The sequence below is a fragment of the Mesorhizobium sp. M1006 genome (assembly GCF_040318825.1).
Lineage (GTDB): Bacteria > Pseudomonadota > Alphaproteobacteria > Rhizobiales > Rhizobiaceae > Mesorhizobium.
Window position 1 is genome coordinate 13195 of sequence record NZ_JAMYMZ010000051.1, and the last position, 20626, is coordinate 33820.

Here is a 20626-nt window from a genome sequence, read left to right on the forward strand (position 1 = left end):
CTCGGGCAGGGGCTGAATTCCTGCCCCCCATGCCGGCTTGCCTTTACATGGCCATTGTCGACGTGCCAGAAGCGCGCTCAAACGAAGAAGCCGACGATCGGAGAAGACTGTTGAAGCCGGACGAAATCAGAAAGCTGGACGCCTATTTCAAGCGCACCTTCCAGAACCCTAAACTCGAAGTGAAGGCGCGGCCGCGCAAGGAAGATTCGGCCGAGGTCTATGTCGGCGACGAGTTCCTCGGCATCGTCTTCAAGGACGAGGACGATGGGGACTATAATTTCTCGATGGCGATCCTCGACATCGATCTGGCCTGAGCTGGGAGTTTAGCTGGCCGCTACGCCTCAAGTGCTGCGGCGGTACGGAACCTTGCAGGACGCCGGTGGGACAGCGCCCCCTCTGGCCTGCCGGCCATCTCCCCCACGAGGGGGGAGATTGGCAGCCTCGGCGCTGCGCTCTTCCTGCAACATTGCAGATTGGCGAAAGCCAAGATGACGGCCGATCTCCCCCCTCGTGGGGGAGATGTCCGGTAGGACAGAGAGGGGCGCGAAGGATCGCTACGGAACGGCTCGTTTCGTTGCTTATCGCCCGGTCTTCTGCACACGTGCCGCCTCGCCCGAAATCGCCGCGTCGAGCCCCTGCCAGTCGCCCAGGAATTCCCGGGGGAAGCGGTAGGTGAGGCTGAGATTGTCGCCGACCAGGATGTCGCGTTCGCAGGGCGCCAGCGATTCGTCCGCGCTCGGGCCGCTCAGGCAGCGTGCGACGAACGGATCCTTGCCGGGGCGATCGGCGACCGCCAGCACTTCGTTGAGATAGCCTGATTTTTCGCTGAAGGCGTAAAGCGTGGTGCCGCCAGGGCCGGGCGTACCCGGCTTGGCGATCAGCGCGCTGTAGATCGGCGCGAAGCGGCCGCTCATGTCGCGCGACATCATCTGCGGCTCGAACGACAGGAAGACGATGTCCTTGCTGGGTCCGGTGTGGTTGAAGTCGTTGCGGGCAGCCTCGCTGTAGCCGTCCATCTCGGGATAGCGCAGATAGAGGTCGAGTCGCGAGGCGATGCCGTCGCGCCGGGCCTGGGCAAAGCGGATGACATTGGCCGGCACGGCGATGACGTTGTTGCCGATGACGACCCTGTGGACCGTGGTGTCGTCGGTGTACCCGGCCATGGCGATCGAGCGGCCGAACCATTTGCCCCCGAGGCTGATCGCCACCGAAAGCAGCGCCAGCGTCGCGAATGCATAAAACACCCGCCTCATCAGCGTCGAATCGACGACGCTGAGTTGCGGGCCCTCAGTGGCGGCTGCCTGCTTCATCGCGACCCTCATTTGCCGTCCCATCGGGTGTACCTGAACGGCACATCTCGGCGCGGCACGGCTCTTGCTTCGCAGCTTTGCGGGCGACTGTGCGATTTCATGGTAAACGGAGGGTAAAGATGGGCCCGGTCGAACAAATCATATTCAGTTTTATGGCTGGGCTGACGGCTTGCGGCCTGGCCGGATCGGCGATGGAGCTGATCGCCGGCCGCAGGCTTGCCTTCGTCCAGCCCTATGTATCGTCGAAGCACATGCTGCGCTCACTCGCCGCGACGGCTTGCGCCGGGCCGCTGATGTTCGCCAACGAGGCGCTGGACGCCTGGCGCGAGCGTCGCATCTCGGTGCTGGGGCTGATCTCCTGCGGCTGTACGGCGACCATCTGGGCGCTGGCGCTGGGCATGGTGGTGATCGCCATTGCGTCCTGGGCGGCTTCGCTTCTAGGGTCTGGCAGCTTGTCGGTGTGAGACAATCTGGAGACAGCAATGCCGATCTACGCGATTGACGGAAAAGCGCCCGCCTTCGAGGACGCCGACAGCAACTGGATCGCGCCCGATGCCACCCTGATCGGCAATATCAGGATTGGCCGCAATGCCGGCTTCTGGTTCGGCGTCGTCGTCCGCGGCGACGACGAGCCGATCGTCGTCGGCGCCGACACAAACGTGCAGGAGCACACAATCATGCACACCGACGCCGGCTTTCCGCTGACCGTCGGCCAAGGCTGCACGATCGGCCACCGTGCCTTGCTGCACGGATGCACGATCGGCGACAACAGCCTGATCGGCATGGGCGCCATCGTGCTGAATGGGGCGAAGATCGGCAACAACTCGCTGGTCGGTGCCGGCGCGCTGGTCACCGAAGGCAAGCAATTTCCCGACAATTCGCTGATCGTCGGCTCGCCCGCGCGCGTCGTCAGGATGCTCGACGAGGACGCAGTCGCCAGGCTGCGCGCCTCGGCCGCGCATTATGTGGCAAACGGCAGGCGGTTCAGTGCGGGGCTGAGGAAGGTCTAGCCGACCCGGAAATGGCGGAGCCGGGCCTCAAGATATCGAAGCATAACCCCTTCCAAGTCAAACCGGCTGGGCGGTCGGCCGGAACAAGATCTCGTTGATATCGACGTCGTCGGGCTCGTTGATCGCGAAGGCGACCGTTCGGGCAAACGTATCTGGCCCCACGGCGATCTTGCTCACGAAGTCCCTGGTCCCCTGCTGGATATCCTTCTCGCTGATATGCTCGAGCAACTCTGTGCTGACAGCGCCCGGCGAGATCACCGTGGTGCGGATATTGTAGGGTTTCACCTCTTTCCGCAGACCCTCGGATAGCGCACGCACCGCGAACTTGGTGGCGCAATAGACCGCCGCACCCGGGTCGACCACATGGCCGTATACGGACGAGACATTGATAATGTGCCCCGATCGCTGCTCCTTCATGTACGGAAGCGCGGCCGCGATGCCGTAAAGGACGCCCTTGATGTTGACGTCGATCATCCGGTCCCATTCGTCGACCTTGAGCCGTTCGAGCGGGGCCAACGGCATGAGGCCCGCATTGTTGAGCATCACGTCGATGCGGCCGAATTCCCGGACCGCCGTGTTCACCAGGTTCTGGACCTGGCCGGCATCGGTGACGTCCGTAGTAACGGCCTTGGCTTTGTGCCCAGCGCCGGTCAGTTCCTGGACAAGGGCGTCGATGCGGTGTGACCGCCGTGCACCCAGGACCACGGAAGCGCCTCGTGCGGCAAGATGGCGTGCCGTCGCTTCACCGAGGCCGCTGCTGGCACCGGTGATGACGACGACCTTGTTCTCGATTCCTTCGGACATGAGATTCTCCTTGACAAGAATTGAAAGAGTTCAGGTGCGGGGGCCGGCCGAGGCGGCGAGCAAGGCCGATCCCGTGAGCAGGACGGCGGCGAGAAGGAAGGCGCTCCACCAGCCGGCCACGTCGAACAGCAGGCCTCCTGCAATAGCGCCGCCTGCGATCGCGAACTGGATCAGGGCGACCTGGAGTCCGCCCCCGGCCTCCAGGTCTTCAGGGATGAGCGTGCTCATCCAGGTGTTCCACGCCACCGGGATCGGGGTAGCGAACAGTCCCCAAAGAACCAGCAGGCCGGCCGTGGCGCGTGCAAACGGTCCAAAGGCAATCAGCAGTAGAGCGAAGACCGCGAGTGCACTCGGCAGCCCGATCAGCACGGCTGTGAGGTGCCGCCGGAGTATGAAGCCGACAATCGACAGTCCCGCCACGCCACCGAGGCCGACGCCCAATAGAGCCAGTGAGAGGGTGTTGACCTCAAGGCCCGTCACGTTTTCCAGAAACGGCCGCAGATAGATCGAGAGCGCGTTCTGCCCGATGAAAGCGAGCCCGGTCGCGCCCATGCCGATGGCGAATCTGCGATTCCGCAGCAGGCCGAACATGCTCGACACCGAGGCGATCTCTATCGGCGGCATCTTCGGGAGAACGGCCAACTGCCACACGAGCGCCGCAAGGCCGATGGGGACAGTGACGAAAAACGTTCCCCGCCATCCGATCAGCGATCCGAGGAAGCTGCCGACGGGCGCGGCGATCACCAATGCGAAGGCAGTGCCACCCTGGAGCAAGGCAATGGCCTTGGGCAGGTCGGGTCCCGCGGCCAGGCGGGCCAGAATGGCGGTCGACAGTGACCAGAAACCGCCGATCGCGATGCCCACCAGCGCCCGCCCGGCCAGGAAGACCAGGAAGTTGGGAGCAAGCGCCACCGCCAGGCTCGATGCGGCCAGCACTGCCGTATAGACCAGAACCACCGTCCGTCGATCGACGTTTCGCAACAGCGAGTTGCCGAAGAGGCTGGTAACCACGGCGAAGAATCCGGATACCGCGATTGCCTGGCCTGCCTGACCCTCGGAGACGGCCAGATCCTGAGCGATCGGGGTGAGCAGGCTCACCGGGAGGAACTCCAGTCCGACCAGAAGGAAGGTCAGCAGCGACAGGCAGACCACCGCAGACCATGGGGTCGTCCCGCTGTCAGCAGCAGTGGCCCCGTCCAGCACGAAATCGATGGTCATAAGGCAGTCTCCTGTCCGTTTCCGAACTAAGTAGTCGGGCTGGCCAAATGCGACTAGCGGGTATAATTTTGATGTGGTTGTGAATGAGGCTCATCAATGCCACGCGACGAGTTCGCCGAAATGCGCGCGTTCCTGGAGATCACCCGGACGCGGAGCTTCACCCGAGCAGCCGCCAAGCTCGGGGTCACTCCTTCGGCCCTTAGCCACACCATCAAGTCGCTGGAGTCGCGGCTTGGCGTCCGTCTTCTGTCTCGCACCACGCGCGACGTGGCCCCGACGGCGGCCGGTCAACGCCTCAAGGAAGGCATCGAACCGCATTTCGAAGGCATCGCGGCTGAGGTCAGCGCTCTCGGCGTCCTTCGCGACAGGCCGTCCGGCAACATTCGCCTGGTGTGCACCGACGATTCGGTCGACATTGTCTTCCGCGCCCGGCTGCCAAAGTTCCTGAGCGACTTCCCCGATATCAATGTCGAGTTGGTGGTCGACAACGCCTTCACCAACATCGTCGAGCGCCAGTTCGATGCCGGCGTGCGTCTGGGCGAGTCCATTGCCCGGGATATGGTAGCCGTGCGCATCGGAGCCGACGTGACCTACACTGTGGTCGGCTCACCCCATTACTTCGCCCACCGGACACCGCCGGAGACGCCGCAGGAGCTGACCGACCATAACTGCATCAACTACCGGCTGCCGACGTCAGGATCGGTCTATGCCTGGGAATTGCGGGAAGGAGCGCGCGAGTTCAATGCTCGGGTCGAGGGACAACTGACGCTTAACAACATGGGGCCGGCGATCCAGGCCGCGCTTGACGGAGTGGGCTTGGCCTATCTGCCGCGCGAACTCGTCCTTCCACACATTGAGAGTGGCCTTCTCCAGGAAGTCCTCACCAAATGGTGCCCAACGTTCCAGGGTTACCACCTGTACTATCCAAGCCGGCGCCATCCCTCTCCGGCGTTTTCCGCCTTTGTCGACGCGTTCCGTATCAGGGGCAAGTAACAGCGTTTCGACGGCAAACGGGTGGCGGTTTAGGGCGGGCTGGGGAAGGCGTAATTCCCGCTTGACCTGGAGCTGCTCCAGCTTGGTAGCCTAACGCAGAATCGGCAGACTGTAGGCAACACATGCGCATCTCGGAGGCGGCATCTACAAGCGGACTGAGTATCGACACCATCCGCTACTATGAGAAATTGGATTTGCTTCCGAAGATCGCACGAGGAAGTGATGGAAAGCGTGACTTCTCGGCGGAGACTGTCGAATGGCTTATCCTCCTGTCCTCGCTGCGCGAGACGGGCATGCCCATGGAGCGGATGCGGTACTTTGCACAGCTCTATCAGAATCAGAGGGGCAACGAAACGCTGTCCGAACGGAAAGCGATTCTTCTTGACCACGCGGCGCATCTGGAAAAGCGGCGAACTGCCTTGGATCGCTGTGCCGAAGTCCTTGCCTACAAGCTCAAACGGTATGACGAGATGACAGAGGAACTGTCATGAGAATTATTGTCGTCGGCGCCGAAGGTGATATCGGGAAAGTGGTCTGCGACGAGTTAGGTTCCCGCCATGAGATCATCAAGGCCGGACGGTCCAGCGGCTACATTCAGGTCGATATGGCCGACCGCGCATCGGTCGATGCCATGTACGCCAAATGCGGCAAGGTGGACGCCATCATCTCGACAGCAGGCAATGTCCATTTCGGACCGCTTGGCGAGTACACTGAAGAAACGTTCATGCGGGGCCTGCGCCATAAGGTCATGGGGCAGGTCAATTTGGTCCTGGCAGGGCCAGCCACTGTCAGCGACGGAGGCTCGTTCACACTAACTAGCGGAGTGCTCGACCGCGATCCCATTCGGATGGGAACAGGGGCAGCAACAGCAAACGGCGCGCTCGGCGGTTTTGTCCTTGGTGCGGCGATCGAGATGCCGCGCGGTCTCCGCATCAATGTTGTGAGCCCCGGACTTCTGGACGTGTCCGTGCCGAGATATGGCGAATGGTTTCCCGGTCACGAGCCCGTTTCGTCGAAACGGGTGGGGCTGGCCTACGCGAAGAGCGTGGAAGGGGCCATCACCGGCCAAGTGATCATCGTCGGGTAGTTTCGCAAAATTCCCGATTAGAACGACAGTTCTGCACCTGATCTTTGCATTTGCAACAGACAATTGACCGGATAGGCAGAGCAAACTGTCGCGAAACTCAGGATACTTGCGACGTTTCGCTTTCGTTGTCTTCCTGCAAACAACGTGGCTGACCCTGTTCGACCAAAAATTCTAAGATTGGCCTATCGTCCCAGACTTGGACCTCAATGAAACGATCGAAGCGCCTTAGGTAATCCGACCGCCAATGCTCGCCGGGTAGGCCGAATTCTGCAACTACTCGCCTGATCTCGCCCAAGGTGAATACCTTGCCATGATAAGGTCGTCGTTCGAGCCGATGGCTCTCCAAGGTCGCGATTGGAAGACTGGCCATGCTATCTGGAAAAGTAAATGTGAGAACGCTGGGCGAAAATACTCCAAGCGGCATCACCAGGGAGCAAGGCCGAGAGGGGTCCTTACCGTCCGCAAAATCACCGAGAAAGAAGTAAATTGGTCTGTTCCGGCGCGTGTTACCCAAGAGTCGCTGCCGCTCACCAATGAGCCACGTTTCGGTGTCCATTCTCCGGCGAAGGTAGTTTGCTTTGATCGTCCGCCTGCCCAAATCTCGATGCCTTTGTAAAATCTCCTCAGCTTCGGCGGGCGGCAAATCACACAGATTTGCAAGGAAAGGGCCTTCCGGATGAAAGTTGTGCGTGATCTCTTCTGGAAGAGCATTTATCGACACGCTGCTTTGCTCCTGATCTTTCGCGAAACGCCCGATTAAAACGACAGTTTTGCATCTGATTTTTGCAACGTCGCAGAAGAAGCGTTTTGCGGCAACGTCGCAGGTCCGTAAAGATGTGGTCTCCCGCGATCCCAATGGACACCAAGCGTCGGATTGTCACCACCAGGACCCCAGTGCCGCCAGAAATGGTGGAGCCGGCCCGGGGACGGGGCCGGCTCCTTAAACCCGGTCGTTGGGGACGGGGAGGGTGGGGACTCGACCGGGTTTCTCCTAAAGCGCGAAGTCATGCGACGCACTTAACCTCTGTTTTATGCATGTCGTTATCCCAAAACCGCTACGCGCTTTTGGGCGACATGCCTTGGCGTCCTCAGCGGACGCTGGCGACCGCGTCGGAGCGGCCGTCGTTGATCGTCACCCAGGCGCCGGAATTCCGCTCGGACTGGCGCTTCAGGTAGGTGTAGCCGGTATTGGTCCAGGACAGCACCTTGGGCTGGAGATTGTCGAGGATGAACTCGCCAAGGCTGGTGCGCACGGTCAGCACCGCATGGCCGTCGCCATTGCGCTGGCGCACCACCGTCATCAGCAGATCGCCGGCCGGCACGCCGATGCTCATCAGCTCGCGGCGCTTTTCCAGCGCATAGTCCTCGCAGTCGCCGAAGCCGCTATTGGGAAAGGACCAGACTTCCTCCTTGCCCCACATCTCCATGTCGGTGCGCGGCGCGACCCTGCTGTTGACCGAATTGTTGACCTTGACAATCGTCGTCCACAGCTTGCGGGTCAGCTCGACGGGTGCCCGGCCAGGCGTCCTCTGATTGCATTCCTGCGGAAGCTGCTGGCACAATTCGTAGTGTCCGACCGGCTGCGTGGTGCGGCCGCCGGTGTGCATGAAGGCCGGCTCCGCCGCGTTTACAGTCCCCCAACCGAAAAGCTGCATCGCTATTGCCGCCAGCAACAGCTTGCCCCTCATCCTGTTCATTATTCAGTCTCCCCGTTTGAGGAGACAATGACACGGCTGGATTTATTTGACGCAAAAGCGCGAAGTAGACATTAAGTAAAACGCCAATAGAATAAACATAAAATTTGACACAATTGAATATAGAATTGTTAGGGTGCCCTTTGGGTGCATCCGCGACAGCGGGACAGCGCCCCCCTCTGTCCTGCCGGACATCTCCCCCACAAGCGGGGAGATTGGCAGTTCCGGCGTCCCGCTCATTCTGCGACGCTTGAGATTGGTGAAAGCCGTTTTGAAAGCCGATCTCCCCCCTCGTGGGGGAGATGCCAAGTGGTGGCAAAGAGGGCAAGACAGAGGGGGCGCGAAGGATCGCCAGCCTCTCTCTTCCCTATAGTGCTGACGCTTCCGCGTCAGCCGCGCGACGAGCTGAATTCGGTATCGAGCGTTTCCGGCCGCTGGATGACGGCGAACTCGATGGCGACGCCATCTTCGAAATGCCGCACTATCTGGCCGCGCATGGTGCCCAGCGTCACCTGGACGCCGATGGCCGGCTTGACGTCGATCTCGATCGCCGCGCCAGACAGCGACAGGTCGATGATGCGGCACTGGTACTGGCGCCCGTCGGCAAGCTGCAGCACGCTCGTCGGGTTGCGCGGCGCCACGCGTTCATGGCGGCGGTCTTCCGGCAGGTCGAGCTCGTGCTTGTTGGCAAGCCAGGTCAGTTGCGCGGCGAGCTTGTCCCTCTTGCGGTCCGACGCGATGACGGTCATCGCAAAGCCATCCTGCAAAGTGCGGGTGATGACGCCTTCGATGCGGCCGATGTGATCGATATAGGCAATGACCTTTTCGCCAGCCAGGCCGGCGCGCTCGGTGCGCAGCGCGACGTTGCCGGGCGACATGTCGACCACCTGGCAGGGATGTTCGGTGCGGTCTTCGAGCATGAAACGTCCGTAAATTTTCACGCGGACGCGCTGAAAGTTACGCCTTTCAGCTTGGGACGGCGCATGGTCGACCGCCGCTGACCTCATCACTGCCATACCCCGTTCGGCATTCCGCGCATGGATGCGGGGAATTTCAGCGGAAAACTACAACAAAGCAGGTTAACAAAGGGGAAAGCCCGGCGCTGTTGCTTTAAGCTTTGGGCATCATTCCTCGCGTCCGCCGTCGAAGACGACCAGGTGACGGATGCGGCGGGCCTGGCCGAGCGCCGAAATCGTCTCGGGCGGGTCGAATTCCGATGGGGCGAGCGAGGGAACCTCGATCGCCGGACGGTTCCCCGGGAACATCGGCTCCTTGTCGGGATCGACGACGCGGATCGAATCGATCAAGGCGTCGAGAACCGGGTCGGCGCCCAGCCAGAAGGGCTTTTCGACGGCGCTTATCACGCCGAGGCAACGCGGGCTCTCGACACCGCCGTCGAGCGGCAGCGCGAGCAGCTCGAACCTGTTGGAACGGCCGCTGCGGCTGAAACCTTCATAGGTGATGAGCACCACCGATTTCAGGTCGAAGACGCCATCGGTCAGCTTCGAGATCAGCCGCTGGTCCTTCTCGCGCCACAGCGAAGGGAATGAAAACCCCTTGAGTTCGCGGCCATAGACCGCGCAGAGCCTGGTGCCGGCGAGCCGGAACACCGCTTCGCCGCGCGTGTCCTTTTCCAGGATGAACGTGTCGGCCAGCAGCGACTTGATGTCGGCGGGTTCGACTTCCGAGCGCTTCGGGGCAGGGCGTCCGTCACGCAACCGGTTCCAATAATGGAACAGCGTGATCGATCCGGTCTGGTTCATGCTAATGCTGCTCCGCGCATTCTGTCTTCTGATGTCCCATCGGTGAACAGAAGGGCGCCCTCCGAAGACCTACATGCGTTGCGGAGCAGGATGCGTGCCAGCATCGTTAATACTTGTTCACGGGTCGGGGCGGTTAAGGTTAACAACTGGTTTACGTTGCGCGCCGGCCAGGCCTGTGGCACACCAAAACCACTCCAGAAGCGGTCGTTTTGCGACGATCGGCAGCACTTCAGTCAAGAGTTCAGGGGGAGCAAGGGGGCTCGACCAGCCGTTCAAGGGAAACCTTGGACGGCTTCTTTTTTGATTCGGGGCTGCTGATTCGCCGTTTGTGATTCGGTTGGCCGTGATCTACATGCTCGCCAAGTCCAATCCAGCGACTGAGTGCAAGCCATATGAGCGACCCAGAAAGCCCACCGGAGATCGAGCAGGGCGAGAGCGGGCCTGTCGCCCGCGAACCGGAGCGCCGCGAACCGGTGTTCAACCTGCCGCCCGTGGTGCTGGCGGTGATCGGCATCTGCGTCGCGGTCCATCTGATCCGGGTCTATTGGCTGACCGACGACCAGGATTTCGAACTGCTTGTCCGGGCTGCCTTTGTCCCCATCCGCTATTCGGGCCGCTTCGATCTGGATTTCTTCGCGTTTTCGAGCCCCTTTACCTATGCCTTCCTGCATGGCGGCTTTGCCCATCTTGCCATCAACATGGTGTGGCTCGCGGCCTTCGGCTCACCGTTGGCCAACCGCTTCGGCGCGCTGCGCTTCAGCCTGTTCTTCGCCGCGACTGGACTGGCGGCGGTGGCGCTGTTCTGGGCCATGCACCCGCTTGGCGAGGCGCCGCTGGTCGGCGCCTCCGGCGCGATTTCCGGCATGATGGGCGCGGCGGCACGCTACGGCTTCCGCATCGACCGATCGTCGGGCAAGGCCGCCTTCGCCGGCCAGCCTTTGCCGATGGCGGCGGTGCTGCGCTCGCGCGGCGTCGTCACCTTTCTCGCCATGTGGATGGTGATCAACCTCGCGACCGGCCTCTTCGGCCTGGCGCCTGGCATTGACGGCCAGATCGCCTGGGAAGCCCATATTGGCGGCTTTCTTGCCGGCTTTTTCGGCCTGCGGTTTTTTGATCGGCGAGAGCAGGTGCCCCGGCAGGCGGACGAGCCGGAGACCTGAGACGGCCGCACTTGAAATGCAACCGTTCGCGGCGCACCATGTTCATCCCAGGGCAAGCCGGCCAGGGCAGGAGCCGGCAGGAAATGCAGAGGAGGACGCCATGACTGTTAAGGCAATTCTCGAGGCAAAAGGCCACGACGTGGTGACGCTCGGGCCGAACGAAAAGCTCAGCGAAGCCATCCGCATGCTTTCCGAACACAGGATCGGCGCGCTGGTCATCACCAATGGCGATCACAAGATCGTCGGCATTCTTTCCGAGCGCGATGTGGTGCGGGTTCTCGCCAAGGAGGGGGCGGCGGCGCTCGACCTTGCCGTCCGCTCGGCGATGACGCCCAAGGTGAAGATCTGCAATGAGAACCACACCGTCAACGAGGTCATGGAGATCATGACCAAGGGCCGCTTCCGCCATCTGCCGGTGGAAAAGAACGGGCTGCTCGACGGCATCGTGTCGATCGGCGACGTGGTCAAGCGGCGCATCGAGGATGTCGAGCGCGAGGCCGAGGAGATCAGGGCCTATATCGCCACGGCATAGGTGACGGCGGCCGGGTTGCCGGCAGGTCGATTTTTCAAGCTGCTATCGCAGTTCGTCGCGGCAGGTGCGGGCCTGTGCCGCGTCGGCGCCTGCGGCTTTGCGCTTGTCTCTTTTGGCGGTTTGCACTAGCGAAGTTGCACAGCAAAATATGCGTTCTCGCATATCCGCAATTTCAGTATGCAGGCCCTTATGAGCATTATCGACACCCGCACGCCCGACGCCAAGCGCCTGGTTCCCGGCGCCACCGGCGACTGGGAGATCATCATCGGCCTCGAGGTCCACGCGCAGGTGACCTCGCAGGCAAAGCTGTTTTCCGGCGCCTCGACCATTTTCGGCGCCGCGCCCAACGCCAATGTCAGCCTGGTCGACGCGGCGATGCCCGGCATGCTGCCGGTCATCAACGAGGAATGCGTCAAGCAGGCGATCCGCACCGGGCTGGGCCTGAAGGCCGAGATCAACCACAAATCGGTCTTCGACAGGAAAAACTATTTCTATCCCGACCTGCCGCAGGGCTACCAGATCTCGCAGTTCAAGCAGCCGATCGTCGGCGAGGGGAAGGTGATCGTCTCGGTCGGCCCGGACCGGCAGGGCGAATTCGAGGACATCGAGGTCGGCATCGAGCGCCTGCATCTGGAGCAGGACGCCGGCAAGTCGATGCACGACCAGCATGCGACGATGTCCTATGTCGATCTCAACCGCTCCGGCGTGGCGCTGATGGAGATCGTCTCCAAGCCGGATATGCGCTCCGCCGATGAAGCCAAGGCCTATGTCACCAAGCTGCGCACCATCGTGCGCTACCTCGGCACGTGCGACGGCAATATGGACGAAGGCTCGCTGCGCGCCGACGTCAACGTCTCGGTGCGCCGGCCCGGCGGCGAATTCGGCACGCGCTGCGAGATCAAGAACGTCAACTCCATCCGTTTCATCGGCCAGGCCATCGACTACGAGGCGCGCCGCCAGATCGCCATCCTGGAGGACGGCGGCAAGATCGACCAGGAAACGCGGCTGTTCGACCCCAACAAGGGCGAAACGCGCTCGATGCGTTCCAAGGAAGAAGCGCACGACTACCGCTATTTCCCCGATCCCGACCTTCTGCCGCTGGAATTCGACCAGGCCTATATCGACGCGTTGGCAAAGGACCTGCCGGAACTTCCCGACGCGAAAAAGGCGCGGCTGATCACCTCGCTCGGCCTGTCGACCTACGACGCCTCGATCCTGGTATCGGAAAAGGCGGTCGCCGACTATTTCGAGAAGGTGGCCGCTGGTCGCGATGGCAAGCTTGCCGCCAACTGGGTCATCAACGATTTGCTGGGTGCGTTGAACAGAGCCGGCAAGAGTATTGAAAATGCTCCGGTTTCGCCCGATCAGCTCGGCGCGGTCATCGACCTGATCAAGGAAGGCACCATCTCCGGCAAGATCGCCAAGGATCTGTTCGAGATCGTCTGGAACGAGGGCGGCGATCCGCGTCAGCTGGTCGAAAGCCGCGGCATGAAGCAGGTCACCGATACCGGCGCCATCGAAAAGGCGGTGGACGAGGTGATCGCTGCCAACCCGGACAAGGTCGAACAGGCGCGCGCCAAGCCGACCATGGCCGGCTGGTTCGTTGGCCAGGTGATGAAGGCGACCGGCGGCAAGGCCAATCCGCAAGCGGTCAACGAGCTGGTCAAGGCCAGGCTCGGGATCGAGTAGGATGTTCGTCCGCACCGCCGGCGAGCGCGATCTTGCGGCGGTGCGCGCATTGCTGGTCGAGACATGGCATGCCACCTATGATGCCATCTACGGCGGGCCGCGGGTCACCGAAATCACCGATGAATGGCATTCTATCGCCGCGCTCAAGGCACGGCTGACGCGGCCGAACTCGGAGTTCCTGGTCGCCGACGACGGCAAAAACATCGGCGGCATGGCTTTCGCCGCCGCTACCACGGATGCCAGGATCGTCATGCTGAACCAGCTTTACGTGCATCCGGCCTGGCAGAGGCAAGGCATCGGCCAGGCGCTGCTGGACGAGATCGAGGCCAGCTTTCCGGAGGCCCGGACGCTGCGTGTCGAGGTCGAGGAAGCAAATGCTCCGGCTGTCGCCTTCTACCGCTCGAGGGGGTTCTTGCCCGCCGGCAACACGGCCGATTGCGGCGGCGCCTCGGGATTGCCGGCGCTGGTTTTAGAGAAGGCGATCGGCTAGCTCGTTTGCCTGGCGCTCAGTTGCGTTTCTCAGGCAGGTTGGAGCAGCCGGCAGCGAGAAACTCGCACGGCAGGCTGCCGCCGCCGCCCGACGTGTGCGGGGGCGTGGCGGCTTCGATTTTTTCCACCTCGTAATATTTCGAGGTGACGCCCCATTTTTTGACGCCCTGGCACGTCGAGCGCACGCCAACCTCCGTCGCCTTTGCCGCAGTCTTGTAATAGGTGGTGATCCGGCAGGATTGGCTGACCGGCAGCGCGTTCGCCGGGCTCGTGACCGGCGGCAGGAAGTTCGGGAAGGCAAGCAGCGAGATTGCCGCAATGATCCTGACGGCGGGCATGGTGAGGGGAAGGTGCTGCATCGTTTGTCTCCATCGATGGCGCCGCTCGCTCGTGGCGCAGCGGCGCGTTTGTTCCGGCAAGATCAGGCCATGATGCCGGTGCTGCCGCATCTGCCGCGCGGGGGAAGGCGGCAGCGGTCTGAACCGCCGCCGTCATCCGCGAGCGGCCGCGTCAGGGCGTTTTCGGCTTGATGAGCGTCTCTATCGGAACGGCGACTTTTGGAGGCCGGACCGTACTGGTTCCACCATCGACGGCCAGCCCGCCGCTGTTGAGATAGCGTACCGTATAGTGCAGCTCATAGCCGGGAACTCTGATCCATGTAGGCTTGGGATTGAACTGGTCCGGCGGCCTCGAATACCACTTCGGGATCTGCATGATCTTGGAACCGGCACCGAATCCCGCAGTCTTGGCCGCTACTGCGAAGGCGCTGTCTCTGGGGTCGTTCGGCGGCTGGTCGACATTGCCGATGACGACCAGCGAATCGTATTTTCGCGCGTCCAGCCGTACTGCGGGAAGGTTCAGCGCAGCCACGTCGCCTTCGCGCATCGTCAGCGCCTTCTGACGGCCATCCTCATTGGCATAGACGTTGAGGTTTATGGCCTCGGATTCCGCATAGACGACATTGTTGTGGAAGTCGCGGGCTGGCAGGCGTGTGAGGCTGTCGAAGGTCACTTCAACCGTCGGCTTGGCTATGGCGTCCGTCACCACCAGGTTGCGCCGCGGCACCGTCCAGAAGATGAGATCATCGCCGGTGGCCTGCGTGCCGGCATCGGAGCCGTCTATTGCCGAGCATTTCGAATTTGGAACCGGCGTCGTCACCGGCAGGGGTGCCGAAAACGAGCTGCGTACCTGAGCGTCGATGTAATTGCCGACGTTGAAAACGTCTTCGAGGATGTTGCCGCCCTCGAAGCTCGCTGGGCCGGGTTGCGAGCGGATGATGACCTGGCTGGAATCGGTCTGCCAGCCGCTGCAGAAGACGTTGACGTCTATGGGAATGCCGATGTGGCGGTCGGAGGTCACCGGGATCGAGACTTTGATGGTCAGGATGTAAGGAACTTTGACAAACCAGCTGTTCGGCTGGTTCAGCATCTGCGTCGCAAAGCGCGACGGCCGCCATTGCTTCAGCGATTCGATCGATGCGCGTGACGATCGTCCCTGGGCGGCCAGCTGTGCGTTGGTGGCGTCGACCTTGGCTTGCGCCAGGTTGCGGACGGTGTTGGTGATCAGGAACACGCCGAGTTCGGCTTTGCAGGGCCTGTTCGATTGTGTGGCGTTGCATGGGGCAAGTGCCGCACTGGGAACCGGCGGCCCCGAAGGCGGCGGCTGGGCGGCCGCGGCGGCCGCCATCAGGCAGAAGAACAGCATCGTGCAGGTTTTCAACATGGTATCCTCGCTCTTTCGGTTGGAAACCACCCTCCGGCTAGACAACACCATTTCTTCGACAGCGGTTCATCGCCCGCCTGGGGGACGAACCGCGAAACATCGGGCCGGCCCAGCGACGTCGAGCCGCCGTCCTTTCGGATTGGATATCTACTGCTTCACGACGCCTTTGGTTGTCGCCATCGGCGCGACGACCTTGGGCTTGGGGGTTTTCGGGCCGGGGTCGACTACCAATGCGGCCGTGCAGGAGCATTTGCCCGAACCGCAGTTCAGGTCGCCCTTGCACATTTTGGAATGCCGCATATCGGTGCAGTCGGCGGTCCCGGAGCAGGAGCAACTGCCTTGCCCAATCGTTCCGGACTGACATTTGAAGCTCCATGCCGGATCGGCGGCAAGGCCGGCCACAGCGAGCGATACGGCAAAAAGCGTCGTCGAGATGAGCTTGCGCATGAATACCTCCCGGTTCTATCGAGCGATGGAACCACGAAGCAGCAACGCCTTCATCTCCCGCGCGGGGGACGAACTCGCATACCGGTGACGATCGTCAATGCTGTCCCTTCAGCACGACGAGATAGCCGCGTTCGACGCGAAGCCGGAACGCGATTTGCCCTGCAGTGCCGGGATCCTTGGAAACCTTGTCGATGACATAGCCGCTGGGATGCGAGCCAAGCCATTCTTCCGGTTTGTCGGTGCTTTCGAACGGCTTTTGCAACCGGGCCAGGAAGCCGACTTCGCCCTGATAGTCGAAAGCCACGGCCCAGTCCGCATCCTTTCGCTCGTAGATGAAGTTGGCGAGCGGCGTCAGATCATAGCGTTTGAACGCGGTTGCCGATGCCACCGCGTGGCCAATGCCGAAAATGACAAGCATGACGATGGCCGAGCTCTTCAGCCTGGCGAGCGGGATCTCCGCCATGAAATAGCCGAACAGGATGACCACGAACGGCAACATCGGCACGACATAATGAGGCTGCTTGCCGGATATCGCGCTGAACACCAGAAACACGGCAACGAACGAGAATGACAGCAGGCGCAAGGCGCGCAGATCCGGCGACTTCGCGTCGATCAGGTTGCGTATCCGCGTGCGCAGCTTCAACCGCCACACCTCGGGTATGAAGATCCACGGTATGAACATGACGGGCAGCAGCAGCAGATAGAAATAGAACGGCCGGCCATGCGAATTGCGCAAATTGCCGGTGACGCGCCCCGCCGACTGGTTCCAGACGAGATCATAAACGAAATTGCCTTTTGTCAGGATGGTCGCCGGCACCAGCCAGATCGCCACCGGAATTAGTGCGGCGAGCAGGGCCAGGCCCACTCCAGCGAGGAAGTTCGGTGTCGTCAGTCCCGCCCGCCGGTCGCGCCAGAACGGGTAGAACAGGATGGGCGCGCCGATATGGATCAGCACCACTGGGCCTTTCGTCAGCACGCCCATGCCGATGAACAGCCCGGCCAGAACGGCCTGCCAGCGGTTGCCGCTGCGGGCAAAGGCAATCAACGACAACAGCGCGGCGAGCACAAAGACCGTCAGCAACAGGTCGAACAGGATCAGCGTCGAATAGATGACGAACACGCTGCTTCCGGCAACCAGCCAGGGGATGCGCCGCGCGATGTCGTCGCGGCCCGGAAACAGGGTCTTTGCCAACGCCGTCGTCAGCCAGATGACGAGCGAGGAGGCGGCGAAGATGACCAGCATCGCCGCCGGCCGGCTGGCGCCGAAAATGTTCCAGACAAGGTCGATCAGCCAAAACAGCAGTGGCGGCTTCTGCAGATAGGGCGCGAAATTCATCGTCGGGACGAAGATCTGTCCGCTCAGATACATTTCCCAGGTGACGCTGAGATATCGCGTTTCGTCGACGGGCAGCAGTGGCCGGAAAGCGACCGCGATTACGATCAGCCCAAGCAGAAAGAGGTAGGGGAGCAGCCGCTCGGTAGATGTCGGTGTCAAAGATCGAGATCCGCGCCAGAAACCATTTTCATTCCAGCCGAGCATAGTGCCGCGTTTCTGGACCGCGAACGACCGCACCATGATTTTGGCCGAATTGCAACGATGCCGGTTTCGTTTCCCAGATTTTGCGGACGATGGTGTCAAAGGTTTGAAAAACTTACCGGCCGAGTCTTTTGGACCGCTGCCGGTCCGGGGAACCTGAGCAAAATCAACTGGAGCGCAACGGCGGTGACAATTCGCGCATCAACAGTTCGAGCTCGCGCTGATCGCCGGTACCGGTCTTGTCGAAGATCGTCGCCAGCTGCGACTTGACGGTGCCGTCCGAGACGCCGCCGGCCGCGGCGATTTCCTTTCGCGTCAGGCCGGCGGCAACGTGACCGGCGACTCGCCTTTCTGCCGCGGTCAGTCCGAACAGCGCCGCAATGGCGTCCAGCGCCGGGGTCGGTGTCGAACCGGCCGCGGCGATGAAGATCGCTGCGGCGGCGCGTTGCGAGATGCGCGCCGAGATTTCACGCCGCGCCAGCGGCATGACATGGGCCACTGCCGGAACGACCGTCCTGGCCAGGGGAATGTTGATGCCGCAAGGTCCGAGCGCGAATTCGTCGCGCGTGCCGAGCTGGACGGCACGGCCGATCGCGGCGTTGGCGTTGGCATAGGTGAAGGAAAGCTGTCCACGCACGCAAGCGACCGAGATGTTTTCGGCGAGCAGCGCTTCGGCTGACGGGTTGGCGAAGATGATGGTCATGTCTTCGGCCACGATCAGCACCGGATGGTCGAGGCTTTCGATGATGGAACGGAAGATTTCCGCCTTGCGCCGCTCGGCTTCGAACAGGTCGCCGATGGTCACCGCGCGCCGCACATGCGGTGCCAGCAGGCTGACAAGCTCGAGATCCTCGCGGGAAATCTGGCGCCTGTCCTTGTCGGTCACCACCATCAACGTGCCGATCCGGGTCGGCCGCTTCATCAACGCCACCCAGAAGAAATCGTCCAGGCGGTTGGGTTGCACCCATTCGCGCACGATGCGGCTTTCGAGCCATCTCTGTCGCGTATCCGGGCCTTGCAAAGCGTAGATCGAATCGACGGTGAACGGCACGTCGATCTCCATCTTGGGAACCGCCGCATAGAACGGCACTTGCGAGCCGTAGTCATGCTTCAACGGCTCAAGAACTGCGGGATCGCCGCAGGACACCGAAAATCGCGCGGAGCTGCTGATCGTGTCGATGACGGCGAGCATGGCAAGCTGGCCTTCCGCCAGATTGCAGATGGCCTCGAGTGTCGCCTGCCAGCGGTCGACGTCGGCAATCGAATCGTAGATCGCCTCAACGACCTGCGGCAATGCGCGACCGGCCGTGCCCGCCAGCGATGACATGAGCCCCTCTCATTTGCCGTCCTTGAGGCAACGAAGCTTCAACTGCTAGAATAACGCTGCGTAAGGTTGCCAACAACCTATTTCATCTGCTTCGGACGGCCGCGAAAATAGCATGAACGTATCGCTTTCCCGTCAGCCATTTGCTCGCCTGTTGCGGCAAGACCCTTGCCTTCGCAATGCCGTGACGCCATAAGCAGGAACAGGCGCCGCAGCTGCCGCGAGGACTTGCTTCAAGGACTTGCCACGAGGATTTGGATGAAGACTTTCCTTCTGCAGTTTTTCACCTGGTGGAATAGCCAGACATTGGGAACGCGCTTCCACACCTGGCGGCACGGCAAGGAGGTCGGGCAGGACGAGGTCGGCAATGTCTACTATGAGGGCGGCGTCGATTCGGAAGGCCGCACCCGTCGCTGGGTCATCTACCGCGACTATTCGGAAGCCTCGGCGATTCCGCCCGGCTGGCATGGCTGGATCCATCATCGTGTCGACGTTGCGCCGCCAAGCGAAGACTACAAGCCACGCGACTGGCAAAAGCCGCATGTGCCGAACCTCACCGGCAGCCCCGCGGCCTATCGGCCGAAGGGCTCGGTGCTGACCAACCAGCATCGTCCGCAGGTGACGGGCGACTACGACGCCTGGACGCCTGGTTCGTGATCGATCGCCGCGACACGCGCGCGGTCCCTACGGGGGCGGTCCCCACGAGGGCGGTCCTTTGTCGCCACAATTGCTGTTTAGCTGTTTGCTGATCCGACAGCAGCAACTAGCCTTGGCGTTAAGAGAATCACCCGGGCGCAAACCACCGGACCTTGCATGAGCATGTTCAGCCGAATTTTGACGGGCGGATTAACCGCGGTCGTTCTCGCTTCTATGGTGGCGCTCGCTACTGCGCAGGAATTGGCGCCGCCTGCGCCGGACGCGTCGGTGGCGCCTGCAGCACCGGCAGTATCCGAGCGCATCACCAATCCAGTCGCTGAATTCGCCGGCATTGACAAGATCACCGGCCGTATCATCACCTTCGATGTTTATATCGACGAGACGGTTCAGTTCGGCGCTTTGCAGGTGACGCCGCGCATCTGCTATTCGCGGCCCGAAAACGAAGAGCCGAAGACGGATTCGTTCGTCGAGGTCGACGAGATCACGCTCGATCGGAAAATACGCCGTATCTTCACCGGCTGGATGTTTGCCGAAAGCCCCGGGATCAACGCCGTCGAGCATGCCGTTTATGATATCTGGCTGAAGGGCTGCAAGCAGAAGTCCGACGTGCCGGCACCCGCCGCCCCCAAAACCAACTAGAATCTGTCAGTGCGCGGCGCATACCGCGCCCTGCGGAACCGCCGCGTTGCCCGAGCGTTGGTGCCTCTCTACGGAGGAGGTTGCCATGATGATGGCCAACAAGAACGAACTTCTCGACATCGAAAGGGGATTCTGGAGCGGCGGTACCGACTATTTCAAGGCCAATGCCGATACCGACTGCCTGGTGGCTTTCCCGCAGATGGCGCGGGTGATGAGCAATACCGATCTGGCCGCAACTGCCACGGACCCGAACCGCTGGCGCGATCTCGACATCGACCTCAAGGGCATCATCGAGCCGGGCAGCGACATCGTCATGCTGACCTACGAGGCGCGTGCGACGCGGCAAGATGGCGAAGCCTATGCGGCGCTGGTCAGCACCGGCTATGTCCACCGCGTCAATGGCTGGAAGATGATGTTCCACGCACAGACGCCGCTGGTGACGGCAGCAAAAGGCTGACCGGCCGCAAGAGTATCCGTGTTGGTCAAGGGAGAGATGGTGTCCAGGTCCGATTGTCCCTGAGTAGTGCGTTTGCGAGGATGATGAGCTTTCG

At 61.7% G+C, this 20626-nt stretch carries 25 protein-coding genes; 13 read left to right on the forward strand and 12 right to left on the reverse strand.

Features of this window, described 5'->3' with window-relative positions; translation table 11 throughout:
- Positions 1-110: 110 nt before the first annotated feature.
- Positions 111-314 carry a DUF3126 family protein gene (locus NKH60_RS29315; protein WP_023674799.1) on the forward strand — a complete coding sequence of 68 codons (204 nt, stop codon included), beginning with the start codon at positions 111-113 and terminating at the stop codon, positions 312-314.
- 264 nt (positions 315-578) lie between these two features.
- Here NKH60_RS29315 and NKH60_RS29320 read toward each other — a convergent pair whose 3' ends face one another.
- Entirely contained in the window at positions 579-1310 is a 732-nt protein-coding gene (locus NKH60_RS29320) for a hypothetical protein (RefSeq protein ID WP_352874324.1), read from the reverse strand.
- Positions 1311-1429: 119 nt separating this feature from the next.
- On the opposite strand from NKH60_RS29320, the gene NKH60_RS29325 reads away from it, so the two are divergent.
- Together NKH60_RS29325 and NKH60_RS29330 are read left to right on the forward strand one after the other, a co-directional pair.
- Positions 1430-1774, forward strand: coding sequence for a DUF6949 family protein (locus NKH60_RS29325; protein WP_254817711.1), 345 nt, complete (start codon positions 1430-1432; stop codon positions 1772-1774).
- Between the two features lie 18 nt (positions 1775-1792).
- Positions 1793-2320 (forward strand): gamma carbonic anhydrase family protein, encoded by a 528-nt coding sequence (locus tag NKH60_RS29330; protein ID WP_352874326.1) that lies wholly within the window; start codon positions 1793-1795, stop codon positions 2318-2320.
- 57 nt (positions 2321-2377) lie between these two features.
- Here the strand turns inward: NKH60_RS29330 and NKH60_RS29335 are convergent, their stop codons facing one another.
- Both NKH60_RS29335 and NKH60_RS29340 read right to left on the reverse strand, forming a co-directional pair.
- Positions 2378-3124: an SDR family oxidoreductase gene (locus tag NKH60_RS29335; RefSeq protein ID WP_352472745.1), complete on the reverse strand. Its 747-nt coding sequence runs from the start codon at positions 3122-3124 to the stop codon at positions 2378-2380.
- A 30-nt stretch (positions 3125-3154) separates the two neighbouring features.
- Positions 3155-4342 carry an MFS transporter gene (locus NKH60_RS29340; protein WP_352541385.1) on the reverse strand — a complete coding sequence of 396 codons (1188 nt, stop codon included), beginning with the start codon at positions 4340-4342 and terminating at the stop codon, positions 3155-3157.
- Between the two features lie 96 nt (positions 4343-4438).
- Between NKH60_RS29340 and NKH60_RS29345 the strand changes: the two genes are divergently transcribed.
- The 3 genes from NKH60_RS29345 (at position 4439) to NKH60_RS29355 (ending at position 6422) form a co-directional block, all read left to right on the forward strand.
- Complete coding sequence (locus NKH60_RS29345; protein ID WP_352541384.1) at positions 4439-5335, forward strand: LysR family transcriptional regulator; 897 nt, start codon at positions 4439-4441, stop codon at positions 5333-5335.
- Positions 5336-5457: 122 nt separating this feature from the next.
- Positions 5458-5826: a MerR family transcriptional regulator gene (locus NKH60_RS29350; RefSeq protein ID WP_352874328.1), complete on the forward strand. Its 369-nt coding sequence runs from the start codon at positions 5458-5460 to the stop codon at positions 5824-5826.
- Positions 5823-6422, forward strand: coding sequence for a short chain dehydrogenase (locus NKH60_RS29355; RefSeq protein ID WP_352874329.1), 600 nt, complete (start codon positions 5823-5825; stop codon positions 6420-6422). The genes NKH60_RS29350 and NKH60_RS29355 overlap by 4 nt, the downstream gene beginning before the upstream one ends.
- A 97-nt stretch (positions 6423-6519) precedes the next feature.
- On the opposite strand, the gene NKH60_RS29360 is transcribed toward NKH60_RS29355, so the two are convergent.
- The 4 genes from NKH60_RS29360 to NKH60_RS29375 form a co-directional block, all read right to left on the reverse strand.
- A complete protein-coding gene (locus tag NKH60_RS29360; protein ID WP_352472750.1) occupies positions 6520-7143 on the reverse strand; it encodes a hypothetical protein in 624 nt (207 codons plus the stop codon).
- 367 nt (positions 7144-7510) lie between these two features.
- Positions 7511-8110 (reverse strand): transglutaminase-like cysteine peptidase, encoded by a 600-nt coding sequence (locus tag NKH60_RS29365; protein ID WP_352472794.1) that lies wholly within the window; start codon positions 8108-8110, stop codon positions 7511-7513.
- A gap of 395 nt (positions 8111-8505) precedes the next feature.
- Positions 8506-9123, reverse strand: coding sequence for a PilZ domain-containing protein (locus NKH60_RS29370; protein WP_352541383.1), 618 nt, complete (start codon positions 9121-9123; stop codon positions 8506-8508).
- 117 nt (positions 9124-9240) lie between these two features.
- Entirely contained in the window at positions 9241-9879 is a 639-nt protein-coding gene (locus NKH60_RS29375; protein ID WP_023674809.1) for a PAS domain-containing protein, read from the reverse strand.
- A gap of 392 nt (positions 9880-10271) precedes the next feature.
- Between NKH60_RS29375 and NKH60_RS29380 the strand changes: the two genes are divergently transcribed.
- From NKH60_RS29380 to NKH60_RS29395, 4 genes are all read left to right on the forward strand, one after another.
- Positions 10272-11039 carry a rhomboid family intramembrane serine protease gene (locus tag NKH60_RS29380; RefSeq protein WP_352614202.1) on the forward strand — a complete coding sequence of 256 codons (768 nt, stop codon included), beginning with the start codon at positions 10272-10274 and terminating at the stop codon, positions 11037-11039.
- A gap of 100 nt (positions 11040-11139) precedes the next feature.
- Positions 11140-11571, forward strand: a complete 432-nt coding sequence (locus tag NKH60_RS29385) for a CBS domain-containing protein (RefSeq protein WP_023674810.1) — start codon at positions 11140-11142, stop codon at positions 11569-11571.
- Between the two features lie 189 nt (positions 11572-11760).
- Complete coding sequence (gene gatB / locus NKH60_RS29390) at positions 11761-13260, forward strand: Asp-tRNA(Asn)/Glu-tRNA(Gln) amidotransferase subunit GatB (RefSeq protein WP_352501640.1); 1500 nt, start codon at positions 11761-11763, stop codon at positions 13258-13260.
- Between the two features lies 1 nt (position 13261).
- A complete protein-coding gene (locus NKH60_RS29395; RefSeq protein WP_352501641.1) occupies positions 13262-13750 on the forward strand; it encodes a GNAT family N-acetyltransferase in 489 nt (162 codons plus the stop codon).
- A 16-nt stretch (positions 13751-13766) separates the two neighbouring features.
- Here NKH60_RS29395 and NKH60_RS29400 read toward each other — a convergent pair whose 3' ends face one another.
- The 5 genes from NKH60_RS29400 to NKH60_RS29420 all read right to left on the reverse strand — a co-directional run bounded on the left by NKH60_RS29400 (position 13767) and on the right by NKH60_RS29420 (position 18782).
- Entirely contained in the window at positions 13767-14108 is a 342-nt protein-coding gene (locus NKH60_RS29400) for a hypothetical protein (protein ID WP_352501642.1), read from the reverse strand.
- Between the two features lie 151 nt (positions 14109-14259).
- Entirely contained in the window at positions 14260-15471 is a 1212-nt protein-coding gene (locus tag NKH60_RS29405) for a hypothetical protein (protein WP_352501643.1), read from the reverse strand.
- Positions 15472-15618: 147 nt separating this feature from the next.
- Complete coding sequence (locus NKH60_RS29410) at positions 15619-15918, reverse strand: hypothetical protein (protein WP_352472757.1); 300 nt, start codon at positions 15916-15918, stop codon at positions 15619-15621.
- Positions 15919-16012: 94 nt separating this feature from the next.
- Positions 16013-17413, reverse strand: coding sequence for an ArnT family glycosyltransferase (locus NKH60_RS29415; RefSeq protein WP_352835973.1), 1401 nt, complete (start codon positions 17411-17413; stop codon positions 16013-16015).
- 208 nt (positions 17414-17621) lie between these two features.
- The gene (locus NKH60_RS29420) at positions 17622-18782 is read right to left on the reverse strand and encodes a helix-turn-helix transcriptional regulator (protein ID WP_352593827.1); all 1161 of its coding nucleotides are present in this window, start codon (positions 18780-18782) and stop codon (positions 17622-17624) included.
- A gap of 255 nt (positions 18783-19037) precedes the next feature.
- Here NKH60_RS29420 and NKH60_RS29425 point away from each other — a divergent pair, with 255 nt between their 5' ends.
- From NKH60_RS29425 to NKH60_RS29435, 3 genes are all read left to right on the forward strand, one after another.
- On the forward strand, positions 19038-19436 hold the full coding sequence (locus NKH60_RS29425; protein WP_352472760.1) for an NADH:ubiquinone oxidoreductase subunit NDUFA12: 399 nt from the start codon (positions 19038-19040) through the stop codon (positions 19434-19436).
- A 156-nt stretch (positions 19437-19592) separates the two neighbouring features.
- Positions 19593-20075, forward strand: a complete 483-nt coding sequence (locus NKH60_RS29430; RefSeq protein ID WP_023674819.1) for a DUF2155 domain-containing protein — start codon at positions 19593-19595, stop codon at positions 20073-20075.
- An 88-nt stretch (positions 20076-20163) separates the two neighbouring features.
- Entirely contained in the window at positions 20164-20532 is a 369-nt protein-coding gene (locus NKH60_RS29435) for a hypothetical protein (RefSeq protein ID WP_352501682.1), read from the forward strand.
- Positions 20533-20626: the final 94 nt, after the last annotated feature.